Source organism: Pseudodesulfovibrio pelocollis (assembly GCF_030282845.1).
Taxonomy (GTDB): domain Bacteria; phylum Desulfobacterota; class Desulfovibrionia; order Desulfovibrionales; family Desulfovibrionaceae; genus Pseudodesulfovibrio; species Pseudodesulfovibrio pelocollis.
Map to the genome: position 1 here is coordinate 1 of NZ_JASTWE010000062.1, position 12,075 is coordinate 12,075.

13 protein-coding genes are annotated in these 12,075 nt (G+C 62.0%); 3 read left to right on the plus strand and 10 right to left on the minus strand.

Annotated elements, in window-relative coordinates; genetic code table 11:
• A partial coding sequence (locus tag QQS14_RS15295; protein WP_285907882.1) for a hypothetical protein occupies positions 1-254 on the plus strand: 254 nt, incomplete at its 5' end.
• Positions 238-1,188 carry a retron St85 family RNA-directed DNA polymerase gene (locus QQS14_RS15300; protein WP_285907883.1) on the plus strand — a complete coding sequence of 317 codons (951 nt, stop codon included), beginning with the start codon at positions 238-240 and terminating at the stop codon, positions 1,186-1,188. The genes QQS14_RS15295 and QQS14_RS15300, both read left to right, overlap by 17 nt.
• Before the next feature lie 208 nt (positions 1,189-1,396).
• On the opposite strand, the gene trpA is transcribed toward QQS14_RS15300, so the two are convergent.
• The 10 genes from trpA to pheA all read right to left on the minus strand — a co-directional run bounded on the left by trpA (position 1,397) and on the right by pheA (position 11,756).
• Positions 1,397-2,158 carry a tryptophan synthase subunit alpha gene (gene trpA / locus QQS14_RS15305; RefSeq protein ID WP_285907884.1) on the minus strand — a complete coding sequence of 254 codons (762 nt, stop codon included), beginning with the start codon at positions 2,156-2,158 and terminating at the stop codon, positions 1,397-1,399.
• An 11-nt stretch (positions 2,159-2,169) separates the two neighbouring features.
• Positions 2,170-3,333, minus strand: coding sequence for a tryptophan synthase subunit beta (gene trpB / locus QQS14_RS15310; protein ID WP_285907885.1), 1,164 nt, complete (start codon positions 3,331-3,333; stop codon positions 2,170-2,172).
• A gap of 2 nt (positions 3,334-3,335) precedes the next feature.
• Entirely contained in the window at positions 3,336-3,962 is a 627-nt protein-coding gene (locus QQS14_RS15315) for a phosphoribosylanthranilate isomerase (RefSeq protein WP_285907886.1), read from the minus strand.
• On the minus strand, positions 3,962-4,732 hold the full coding sequence (locus QQS14_RS15320) for an indole-3-glycerol phosphate synthase TrpC (protein WP_285907887.1): 771 nt from the start codon (positions 4,730-4,732) through the stop codon (positions 3,962-3,964). Before QQS14_RS15320 ends, QQS14_RS15315 begins: the two co-directional genes overlap by 1 nt.
• A complete protein-coding gene (trpD, locus tag QQS14_RS15325; RefSeq protein ID WP_285907888.1) occupies positions 4,722-5,735 on the minus strand; it encodes an anthranilate phosphoribosyltransferase in 1,014 nt (337 codons plus the stop codon). Before trpD ends, QQS14_RS15320 begins: the two co-directional genes overlap by 11 nt.
• A gap of 3 nt (positions 5,736-5,738) precedes the next feature.
• Positions 5,739-6,311: an anthranilate synthase component II gene (locus QQS14_RS15330; protein ID WP_285907889.1), complete on the minus strand. Its 573-nt coding sequence runs from the start codon at positions 6,309-6,311 to the stop codon at positions 5,739-5,741.
• A complete protein-coding gene (locus tag QQS14_RS15335) occupies positions 6,292-7,749 on the minus strand; it encodes an anthranilate synthase component I family protein (RefSeq protein WP_285907890.1) in 1,458 nt (485 codons plus the stop codon). The genes QQS14_RS15330 and QQS14_RS15335 overlap by 20 nt, the downstream gene beginning before the upstream one ends.
• A 743-nt stretch (positions 7,750-8,492) precedes the next feature.
• Positions 8,493-9,281, minus strand: a complete 789-nt coding sequence (locus QQS14_RS15340; protein ID WP_285907891.1) for a prephenate dehydrogenase/arogenate dehydrogenase family protein — start codon at positions 9,279-9,281, stop codon at positions 8,493-8,495.
• A 16-nt stretch (positions 9,282-9,297) separates the two neighbouring features.
• Complete coding sequence (aroA, locus tag QQS14_RS15345) at positions 9,298-10,656, minus strand: 3-phosphoshikimate 1-carboxyvinyltransferase (protein ID WP_285907892.1); 1,359 nt, start codon at positions 10,654-10,656, stop codon at positions 9,298-9,300.
• Positions 10,653-11,756 (minus strand): prephenate dehydratase, encoded by a 1,104-nt coding sequence (pheA, locus tag QQS14_RS15350; RefSeq protein WP_285907893.1) that lies wholly within the window; start codon positions 11,754-11,756, stop codon positions 10,653-10,655. The genes aroA and pheA overlap by 4 nt, the downstream gene beginning before the upstream one ends.
• A gap of 62 nt (positions 11,757-11,818) precedes the next feature.
• Between pheA and QQS14_RS15355 the strand changes: the two genes are divergently transcribed.
• A partial coding sequence (locus QQS14_RS15355; RefSeq protein ID WP_285907894.1) for a hypothetical protein occupies positions 11,819-12,075 on the plus strand: 257 nt, incomplete at its 3' end.

Sequence of the window (12,075 nt, forward strand, 5' to 3'; positions counted from 1 at the left end):
TATTATTTTTTGATAGAATTTATGGAAGGCAGCGCTTTGATGCGGTCCATTTTGATGTGCAACTTTTGGTGGCTTTGAGGTTTGTTGATGAGGTCGAAGGTTACTTGTTTTCGCAAGTTCCGAATTTGCGTTTTGTAGATTTCGGGGACAAGTTTTTCCAACTAAAATCTGATGTACTTTTGTACTATAGGAAAAAGTTTCCAGAGCGGTTGAAGATTCTAGGAAAGGTTGCAGCAAATGCTTCCTCGACTTAATCTTGCGGATCAATTATCCGCATTTTTGGGGGTGCCTACAGAGGATATCTTTCAACTGGCTGTGACCAAATCTAAGCTATATAAGCTCTATGAGAAACCCAAGAAGAATGGCGGAACTCGAAAAATTTTGCATCCTTGTCGAGAGCTAAAGGCTCTTCAGTATGCACTCTGTGAGATTGTTTTAAATTGGTTTTCTGTTCATCCTATTGCATACGCCTATGTTTTTGGTAAGAAATCACCTTTAAAAGCTTCGGCAGAACTGCATGCGCCATTTCGGTATACCATCAGGATTGATTTTAAGGATTTTTTTCCATCAATTAAGCCTGTTGATTTAATTGGCGTTGTTAAAGAAAAATTTGATTTGTCACCCTCAGACAGATTGCTATTGACACAGATAATGTTCTATTCAGGCAATCTCAAAATTGCTGGGCAACCTTTTCTTCCTATTGGTGCTCCAACTTCTCCACCTGTCAGCAATATTGTTATGCGTGTGTTGGATAACGCATTTGAAGCCATTTCAAAAGATTTAGATCAGGAATCAAGCATTACGCGGTATGCTGATGATTTGTATTTTTCGACTAATGAAAAAGGTCTTTGCAGATCATTTTACCATGAAGTTGACAATCTGTTGCGTAACACAGCATCACCTGTCTTGCGAATCAATGAGAATAAGACTCTATATCTCTCTAGGGGGACAAGAAGAGTTGTCAACGGCTTGTTTGTTACGCCGAAGGGGGAAGTCTCTATAGGGCGTGAAAGGAAAATCCAAATTAAAACGTTGATATACAAGCACTCAAAGCAGAGACTGCCCGATGAAGATTTGAAAAAGGCGCAAGGCCTTTTGGCCTTTATTCAAGATTGCGAGCCTGATTTTTATAATCGCCTTGCTCAAAAGTATGGGGAGGCATTTTACTCAATCAAAGATGCTAGATAGCCCCACCCGACAAAAAAGTTTAGGAAAAAGGGGGAAGGGGGTCCGGGGGAAGGGGGAAAAGAACCCTTTTCAACAAATCCGCAGGACAGCGGATTTGGGCGTTGCGGCCTGCCGCAACGCCCCGAAGGGGTGCGGGCCATGGACGGCCCGCATCAAAGGGTTTTTTCCCCCTTCCCCCGGCCGCCGGAGGCATCACATCTCCACCCCCCTATTGCCATGGCTCCATGAATTGGGTGCTGGTGTGGCCGGTGGCTATGTGGGTGATGAGGGCGGAGCCGAACACGGCGGCGTCCATGAGTCCGGCGAAGTTGGCGAGCTGGTCGGGGTGTTTGATGCCGAAGCCGAGCGCGATGGGGATGGTGAAGATGGAGCGCGCTTCGGTGAGTTTTTCGCGGATGCGTTCGGGCAGGGATTCGCGCTGGCCGGTGGTGCCGAGTACGGAGACGAAGTAGCAGAAGCCCTGGGCGTCTTTGGCGTAGAGGCGCATGCGATCGAGGCTGGTGTTCAGGCCGATGAGCGGGACCAGGGCGACGCCATGGGGGGCCATGGCTTGTTTGACGAAGCCGGATTCCTCGTGGGGCAGATCGGCGATGATCAGGCCGGAGACACCGGCGGCGGCGCAGTCTGCGCCAAAGGCGTCGAGGCCGTATTGGTAGACGGGGTTGAGGTAGCCCATGAGCAGCAGGGCGGCGTTGAATGTGCCTTTGCGCGCCTTGAGGCCCTCGAATATCCAGGCGAGGTCGATACCGTCCTCAAGGCATTTGAGGGACGCTTTTTCGACGACAGGGCCGTCGGCCACGGGGTCTGAGAAGGGCATGCCTATTTCGATGACGGCCGCGCCTGCGGCGTCGAGCTGTTCGAGTTCCTTCCAGAATTGATCGCGGCTGGGGAACCCGGCGGGCAGGAACGGGATGAGGGCGACCTTGCCCTTGGCCTTGGCTGTCTCGATTTTCGATTGCATGGGATTCATTGCATATTCTCCTAAAGGATGGAATCGACGATGGCCATGTCCTTGTCGCCTCGGCCGGAGAGGCAGACGAGGACGGACTTGCCTTTGAGTTCGGCGCGGTGCTCGATGGCGTAGGCCACGGCGTGGGACGATTCCAGGGCCGGGATGATGCCTTCGCGCCGGGAGAGGGTCTTGAAGGCGTTGATGGCCTGGGCGTCGTTGATGGTTACATAGGTGGCGCGGCCGGTGGCGTGCAGGTGGGCGTGTTCCGGGCCGACGCCGGGGTAGTCGAGGCCGGGGGCGATGGAGTGGGAGGGCAGGATCTGGCCCTGGGGGGTCTGGAGCAGCTTGGTTTTCATGCCGTGCAGGATGCCGTCGGTGCCGAGGTTCAGCGGGGCGGAGTTGTCGCAGCCCGGCTCGCCGGTGCCTGCGGCTTCGACGCCGACTATGGCCACCGAGGGATCGGGCACGAAGTGGTGGAACATGCCTATGGCGTTGGAGCCGCCGCCCACGCAGGCCACGACCACGTCGGGCAGGCGGCCGTCATTGCGCTCCATGAACTGCTGGCGCGCCTCGCGCGAGATGACCTGCTGGAACTCGCGCACCAGGGTGGGGAAGGGGTGCGGCCCGGCGGCGGTGCCGAAGCAGTAGTGGGTGGTCTCCTGGTCCGAGAGCCAGCGCCGCAGCGCCTCGTTGATGGCGTCCTTGAGGGTCTTGGTGCCGGACTCGACAGCCACGATCTCCGCGCCCATGAGGCGCATGCGGTTGACGTTGGGGGCTTGGCGGACCACGTCTGTGGCGCCCATGTAGACGAGGCACTTCATGTCGAGCATGGCGGCGGCCACGGCTGTGGCCACGCCGTGCATGCCCGCGCCGGTCTCGGCCAGCAGGGTGGTTTTGCCCATCATCTTGGCGAGCAGCCCCTGGCCGAGCGTGTTGTTGATCTTGTGCGCGCCCGAGTGGTTGAGGTCCTCGCGCTTGAGCCACAGGTCGAGCCCGAGATCGCGCGAGAGGTTGGGGCAGTGGGTGATGGCCGAGGGGCGGCCCACGTTTTCCTTGAGCATGGCGATGAAGCGGGTCTGAAACTCCTCTGTGGGGAGGATGGTCTGCATGGCCTGCTCAAGCTCCAGAAGGGGGGGCATGAGCAACTCGGGTATGAACTGGCCGCCAAAATCGCCGAAGTATCCTTTTTTCATGATTATTTTACCTTGTCGATCCGGTCGAAGACCGCTCGCAGTTTTGATTCGTCCTTGATTCCCGGCTGGCTTTCCACGCCGGAATTGATGTCCAGGCCCGGGGGATTCACGGCCAGGGCGGCGTCGATATTGTCCGGGCCGATGCCGCCTGCCAGGAACCAGGGTGTTTGTATTTCAATATGTTGCAGAGAGTCGAAATCAATGGATCGGCCTGTGCCGCCCTGGCCCTTGCCGCCCGCGTCGAGCAGGAAGTGGCCGCAGACCTCGGCATAGTTCTCCATGTGGTGCACCATGGCCTCGGGCGAGGTGTAGGTCTCGGGCCAGAAGGTGCGGATGACCCGGTCCGGCCCCACTGCCTCGCAAAAGGCCATGTCCTGGCCGCCGTGCAGCTGGGCCGCGTGCAGTCCGCAGCGGTCCATGATTTCGACCACTTCATCGGCGGACTGGTGGACGAACACGCCCACCTTGACCGCGCGCCCGGTTCTGACCGAGGCCACGAACTCCGGGTCAGCGCAGCGCGGGCTGGCCGGGTGGAAGATGAACCCGAGCAGGTCCGCGCCAAGGGCGGTGCACAGGCTGACATCCGCCATGCGGGTCATGCCGCAGATCTTGATCAGCGGGCGGTGCATCAGAGGGTACCCGTCAATTCTGCCAGCATCCGGCCGGGATCGTCGGCCCGCATCAGGCTGGTGCCGATGAGCACGGCGTCGAAGCCGAGGCCCGCCATCTCCTCCACCTGGGCGCGGGTGGACACGCCGCTGGCGCTGATCCACAGCTCGCCGTCCCGTTTTTGGCGGATGAAGGTGCGGCTCTGGTCCAGGGTGGTGGTCAGGGTGTCCAGGTCGCGGTTGTTGACCTGGATGATGTCCGCCCCGGCCGCGCGGGCCGTGTCCAGGTCCGCCTGGTCGAATATCTCCACCACCGGGGCCAGGCCGGGCATGCGGGCCAGATCGACGAGCAGCTTCAACTCCGCTGCCGAGGTGAACATGCGCGCGATGAGCAGCACGGCCGAGGCCGGGCTCGACGCGGTCATGGCCACCTGGAGCGGGTCGAAGATGAAGTCCTTGCGCAGGAGCGGCAGGCCCGGGCCGTTCATCAGGAACAGGGAGTCCGGGTGGCCGCCGAAGTAGACATGTTCGGTGAGCACCGAGATGGCTGCCGCGCCATTGTTGGCATAGATGGCCGCGAAATCCACGGGATTGGCGTGCTCGCGGATGACGCCCTGGCTGGGGCTCGACGGCTTGAACTCGGCGATGACCGCTCCCGGTCCCTTGGCCCGGATGGCCTCGGTGAAGGAGGGACGCTCGCCCTGATACACGGCGGGCACGCGGCCCTCCATGAAGTCCTTGCGCAGGCTGTCTATCTCTGCCTGCTTGGCCTGCCTGAATTTATCCAGCATTTGGGATTCCCTTGGTAAGTCCATTGTTTACGATGTCGCGAGCCATGTCCGCGCACTCGCGCATGGTGCCCTGCTCCAGAAGGTGGAGGCACCCTGCCAGATTGAGGGCCACCATGTCCATCATGGCCCGGGACCCTTTGCCCGCCAGGATTTCGCGCAGTTTCGCCACGGCGTCGTCCTTGTTGCCGACACGCACGTCCTCTGGCGCGTGGGGCGCGAAGCCGAGCTTTTCCGGATTGACCGTGACCTTTTCCATGACATCGTCATTGATCAGGTAGCCGCGGTTGACGCCCCAGGTGGTCAATTCGTCGAAGCCGCCAGCGCCCGCGAAGATGAGGGCGCGGCGCACTCCGGTCAGCAGCAGGGTCTCGCCCATGAGGTGGAGCTTGTCCGGCGCGCCCACGCCGAGCAATTGGTGCGAGGGCCGGGCCGGGTTGAGCAGCGGACCCATGAAGTTGAACAGGGTGCGGATGCCCAACTGGCGGCGCACGGGCATGACGAACCGGAAGGCCGGGTGGTAGGCCGGGGCGAAGAGGAAGGCGAAGTGATGCTCCTCCATGCTCCTGGCCGCTTCGTCCGGCGTCATTTCCAGCGGCACGCCAAGGGCTTCCAGCGCATCGGCCGAGCCGCAGGTGGAGGACAGGGCGCGGTTGCCGTGCTTGGCCACTGTGTGGCCCATGTCGGCCAGGAAGAGGGACACGGCGGTGGAGCAGTTGAAGCTGCATTGGCCGTCGCCGCCCGTGCCGCAGGTGTCGATGACCGGTTCCTCGCGGTTGCCGTCAAAGCCGGGAATCTTCACGGCGGCGGCCAGCCCGGCGCGCACCCCGGCGGCCAGGTCCGTGGAATCCTCGCCCTTGGCGCGCAGGCCCATGAGAAAGGCCCCGGTCTGCCCCTCGGTCAGGTTGCCGGTCATCAGCTCGGAGAACATGAACCCTGCCTGTTCGTCGGTCAGCGACTCCCTGCGGGCCAGCAGTTCCAGTATTTCGTTTACGGAGACGGTCATGGGCTATCCCTCCACGTTCAGGAAGTTCTTGAGTATTTTCGGGCCGTGCGGGGTCAGGATGGATTCGGGATGGAACTGCACGCCGAACCACGGCCTGTCGCGGAAGGCAAGGCCCATGACCTCGCCCCGATCCGTGCGGGCCGTGACCTCGATGACGTTCGCCGCCTTCTCGGCCGGGACCAGCAGGGAGTGGTAGCGGCAGACCTCGAAGGGATTGGGCAGCCCGGCAAAGATGCCCGCGCCCTGATGATGCACCAGCGAGGTCTTGCCATGCATGATGCGCTCGGCGCGGACCACGGGCGCGCCCGCGAAATGCCCCAGGGTCTGATGGCCCAGGCACACGCCCAGCACCGGCACGCGGGCCGGGAGCCGCTTGAGAAACTCCAGGCAGAGCCCGGCGTTTTCCGGGTTGCTCGGCCCGGGCGAGAGGCAGACGCGGGTGAGGCTGCCGCTCTCGGCCAGGGTCAGCACCTCGTCCTCGTCGTTGCGGACGACCACCGGGTCGGCCCCCAACTGCTGGAACGCCTGCACCAGATTGAAGGTGAAGGAGTCGAAGTTATCTATCAGCAAAAACATCGGTGCCTCCCTTGCCGGTGATCACATCCAGCAGCACGCGCGCCTTGTTGTGGCATTCCTTCCATTCGGACTCGGCGTCGGAATCGTAGACGATTCCGGCTCCGGCCTGCCAGTGGCACACCCCGTTGCGAATCCACATGGAGCGGATGGTGATGCCCGTGTCCAGGTTGACCACGCCCTCGTCAAGCCCCATCCAGCCGATGCAGCCGCCATAAGGGCCACGCTCCCGGGGCTCGGTCTCGGCGATGATTTCCATGGCCCGGATCTTGGGTGCGCCCGAAAGGGTCCCGGCCGGGAAGGTGGCCTGGAGCACGTCCACGCCGTCCAGCCCGTCCTTCAACTCTCCTTCCACATACGAAGTCAGGTGCATGACATGGGAGAACCGCTCGACATTCATGAACTTCTCCACCGTGACCGTGCCCGGCTTGGAGATGCGGCCCAGGTCGTTGCGGCCCAGGTCCACGAGCATGACGTGCTCGGCGCGCTCCTTGGGATCAGCCAGCAGCTCGGCCTCAAGGCGCATGTCCTCCTTCTCGGTCTCGCCCCTCCAGCGGGTGCCCGCGATGGGCCGGACCTCAAGCCGCCCGGCCGCGCAGCGGACCATCATCTCCGGCGAAGAGCCGAGCAGGGTGGTGCCGCAGGTCCTGCCCATGGCCGCGCAGTCTGGGAATTTCATGTAGAACATGAAGGGCGACGGGTTGGCCTGCCGCAGCCGCCGATAGATGCGGAACGGATCGTCCGGCACCGGCACCGTGAACCGGGTGGACAAGACCACCTGGATGCACTCGCCCTGAGCGATCAAGTCCTTGCATTTCTCCACCCCGGCCATGTACTCGAACTTGCCCGGATTGACATCGGGCGTCCCGACCTCGGGTGCCTTCAAATCTGCCCCCCACTGGATGGGCGCGGGCACCGGCGTGGCCCCCTCGTCCAGGCTCAGATAGCAGCATGAATGGCGCAAATGGTCGAAAAGCACCATCTGGCCCGGCAGCACGAGGCACGCCTCGGCGTCGTCAGGCTTGCACACGTCCTTCAATTTGCGCTCGAACATGCCCGCCACGCCGTAGCCGAAATAGCCGTACAACCCGCGCGTCAGTCCGGGCAGCGCATCGCGGCTGTTGCCGCCCGTGGTCTTCTGGGTCACGCCCAGGCCCGCGATGACCTTCTTCAGCCCGGCCATGTAGTCCATGCCCGCATATTCCTTGAGCGGCTCAAGCCGCTCGTCAGTGGCCTCGACCACCAGCTTGCCGTCCACCGGGTGGAGCACCAGCCGGTAATCCCAGACAATCAGGCTGTACCGCCCCAACCGGCCATCGACCTCCGCGCTCTCAAGCAGGATGCCCGGCTGGTCGCCCACAAGCCCCATATACAGGCTGATGGTCGTCTGCACGTCCGCCGGGAGCCATTTCCCGTGCTGCGTCAATTGTATTTTCTGCATCGTCGTTTCCTTGTGATGTCGTCGTTAATGTCAATTCCGTTGTCAGGAGACTCCGGCGGCCCCTTCGGGGGGGGGCAACAAGCGAAAGGGAAAGAGCCGTCGCTGTCGCTCCTCCAAGCTGGAATAGCCCTCCCGGCGGGGTTCTTTTTTGGCTGGGCCGCCCCAAAAAAGAACCAAAAAAGCTCGGCTTTCTGACTTGGCCGCCTGCACTCCACGGCCAAGAAGCTGATCCATGCGGGGCTGCTCCCGAATCAAGTCCTGCGCTTCGCTCCGTCCGTGATTCGAAGAGCCGCAGCCCTCGCATGGTCAGCTTCTAAGCCTTAGGAGGCTTAATGGCTGGAGCACACGGAGCCCGCACAAATTCCGGTCGCGGCGGGCGGATAGGCCAGGGGTATCCTCCGCCCTTCTTCATGTCCCCGCCCAGCCACACCATCACGGTTTCACTCACGTCAGCCCCGCAATGGGCGGGAGACCCGATCACACGTCTTCAAAGAGCGATTTTCGCTTACTTTTGGGCGCTCCGGTCCAAAAGTAAGTCGGCCCGAAGGGACGAAATCCATCCCTCATAAAATCCCGCCGAAGGCGGCTTCCCCTCCTGCCATTCTCTTCTCTTCTTTTCTCTTCACAATCCTTTCATGTGTCCCTCATGGTTCCCTCCCGAAAACAATGAGGCCGCACCCTTTTCGGGGTGCGGCCTCGGTTGCGTGTACGCAATCGCGCGTCCGGCTCAATAAGCCGCACCCCTAATATGATTCGTTACGCCACCACCACTGCGCCCTTTCGGCAAGCAGATCCAGATCCCCGCCAGCGGCAAGGCTCAGGTAGGACATGAACTTGCGGTTGCTCTCCTGGAGGAATGGATTGGCCTCGGAGATTGCCTCGAAGAGTTCGGTGTCCATGGTGAGCATCTTGTGCGCGGAATCCAGCCTGCGCCTGAAGGACGGGGTGACGTAGTTCTCTATGGAATCGACATCCCTTGCGGCGGCCAGAAAAGCCACCGTGGAAGTGAAATTGAGGCCCTGGACGATGGCCATGGCCCGGTCGTGTTCCTCGGCCGTGGACGGAAAACAGGCATAGCCGCAGGCGATGAAAAGGTCTGACACGGCCCGGGCGGCTTCAATGTCGGCTTCGGCCCCCACGCCTGAGTCGCGACCGGGCACCACGGCCACCCGGGGCTCGAATCCCTCGGGAATGACCGGGCCGAAAAGTGGATGGGTGCCCACCACCGGGCCATCGTAGCGGTCGAGCATGGCCTTCATGGGCAACACCTTGACCGAGCCCACGTCGCACAGGATGGTGGGCGGGGCAAGATGCGGCATGACGCGGTCCAGCACCGCGTCCATGGCCGTGACCGGCACACAGATCAGGAGCATGTCGCAGTCGACCAGGGCGGCGCGGATGGCCTCATCGGTCAGCGGCCGATTCAGTGGCGTCACGGCGCATCCCAGCGCGGTGAAGTCGCTGCTGAAGAGCGTCCCCATCTGGCCGCTGGCGCCCACGATGGCGATGGTCTTGATGCCTGGTCGGTTCATGGCGTCAGTCTTGCGTCTACAGGGTAATCCGGTTGGCCTCGACCACGGTGTTCCACTGGTCGAAGAAGCCCGGGAATGATTTGCCGACACAGCCTGGATTGTCAAGGACCACATCCACTCCGGCCAGGGCGAACAGGGACATGGACATGGCCATGCGGTGGTCGCCGTAGGTGGTGAATTCCACGCGTTTTCCCTTGGGTAGCAGGCCGGGCCTGATGACCAGGGAGTCGTCGGCGATGTGGGTGCGGCAGCCGGTGCGTGCCACCTCCACGGCGCAGGCTTCCAGCCGGTCGGTTTCCTTGAGCCGGAGGTGGGCCACATTCTTGATGGTGGTGGGCGTGGCGGCAAAGGCGGCCACGGCGGCCACGGTGGGCACCAGATCAGGGCAGCGGCCCATGTCGATCTCGATGCCGCGCAAGTGGCCGGGCTCCACGAGGATGCTGCCGAAGGACACCTTGATGGACGCACCCATCTGGCTCAAGATGTCCATGATGGCGCGGTCGCCCTGGAGCGAGTCGGCGGCCAGCCCCTTGAGCCGCACGGGCTGCCTGCCCACGGCACCGGCGGCCATGAAATAGCTGGCGTTGGACCAGTCGCCCTCCACGCGGTAGTGGGCGGGCTGGTAGCCAGTGGGCTTGACCACGAAGCGGATGGCCTCGGGGGTCACGTCCTTGACCGAGCGCCAGGGCACGTCGTGCCACTCGCCGTCCTTGCGGACATGGACCTCGAATCCGGCCTTGAAATCTTCCATGATGCGCAGGGTCAGGGCCACATAGGGCCAGGACACGGCCTTCTTGCCGGTGACGCTGATGACTGTATCGTGATCGGCCAGGGGTGCGCCCAGGAGCAGGCCCGAGAGGTATTGGCTGCTCTCCTCAAGGGTGATCTCGACCTGATTCTTGGAATATCCCTTGGTGGTCATGACAAAGGGGAGGTGGCCCGGTTTGTCCTCAAAGGCGAACCTGACGCCGAGTTTGCCCAGGGCGCTGGTCAACTCGGCCATGGGCCGCTCGTGCATGCGCGGCGCGCCGTGGACCCGGAAGGTGCCGCGCCCGGCAGCGGCCACTGCGGTCATCAACCGGCAGGTGGTGCCGGATTCGTGCATGAAGAGTTCCGCCGGAGGTTCATCCTTGTGTTTGCCGTCGGCATTGCCGCCGCGCGGGCCGTTCTCCATGCCCGTGACCACCAGCATGGCGTCGCGCTCCTCGATGGTCGCCCCGCAGGCGGTCAGGCAGTCCCGGGTGCGCGTGATGTCGTCGCTTGCGAGTGCTCCGCTGATTTCCGAGGTGCCGTTTGCCAGAGCGGCGGCGATGAGGGTGCGGTGCGACAGCGACTTGGACGGCGGCGCAATGACGGTGACGGGCGCTTCGGTCATGGCCTCTCCTCTTGGGTGGGGTAGGTGCCGAGCACCCGCAGGGTGTGACATTGTTGCCGGATGTCTTCCAGGACTTCTTCGTATTTGGCCTTGCTCAGGTCGCATTCGAGATCGGTGAAGAAGACGTATTTCCATTTTTCGCCGCGGAAGGGGCGCGATTCGAGCTTGGTCATGTTGATGGACTGGTGGGCGATGGTGGTCAGCACCCTGGCCAGCGCGCCGGGCTTGTCGGGCAGGGTGAAGAGCAGGGTGGTCTTGTCCCGCCTGTCCTCCCTGGAGGGCGACGCGCCGATGATCAGGAACCGGGTCCAGTTGTCGGGCATGTCTTCGATGGACTGGGCCAGGATGTTCATGCCGTGCATGTCGGCCAGCTTGATGTGGCCGATGACGGCGGCGGCCTTCTTGCCTGCCACGGCCTTTGCGGCCTCGGCCGTGGACTCCATGGGGATGTTGGGCACGTCGCGCAGATGGGTGCGCAGCCAGTCGCGGCACTGGCCTAGCGGCTGGGGGTGGGAGTAGACCACCTCCACGTCCTCGATTTTTTCGGCGTTGGAGATGAGGCAGTGGCTGATGCGGCTGAAGACCTCGGCCTGGATGTGGACCGTGTATTTCATGAACAGGTCCACCACCTGGCCCACGGTGCCCTCGATGGAGTTCTCCAGCGGGATGACGCCCAGCTCCGCGCCCTCTTCGGCCACGGCCCGGAAGATTTCCTCGAAGTTGTTCTTGGGGGTCAGGTCTGCAGCGCTGCCCATGTGCTCGATGGCCGCGAAGTAGGAGAAGGTGCCCTCGGGGCCGAGGTAGACCACGCGCTCCGGCCGCTGCAAGTGGCGCGAGGAGCTCATGATCTCGCGGTAGATGGTGCGCAGGTGCTTGTCTGGCAGCGGGCCGGGGCTGGACTCGGCGATCTTGTTGAGCACCTCCTGCTCGCGAAAGGGCATGTAGATGGGCTCGTGGCGTACGGCCTTGTAGCGGCCCACGCCAAGGCTCACCTCGGCCCTGCGGTTGAGCAGGTCCACGATCTGCCGGTCGATCTGGTCTATCCTGTCCCGCAATTCGCCCAGATCGGGGATGTCGCCGGTATCGGTGGTGTCGTTCATGGTGTGTTTCTCCATGGTTCGAGCTGTCATGCCGCGTTTTGTTCAGGACGCGACCCTGCATTGTGCAGGATGTTCAAACCGTGCCGGATGCGAGGCGCGAGGCTGGCGCGGGATCGAAGCGTATTCTTCATACGCGAGAGTCCGGGACAGCCGACGCAACGAAGCAGACGGTGCATTGCCATATTCCGCAGGATGTTCAAACCGTGCCGGATGCGAGGCGCGAGGATGTTCCGGGATCGCAGCGTATTCTTCATACGCAAGAGTCCGGGACAGCCGAAGCAACGAAGCAGACGGTGCGGTTTCAACATCCTGCTAGTGT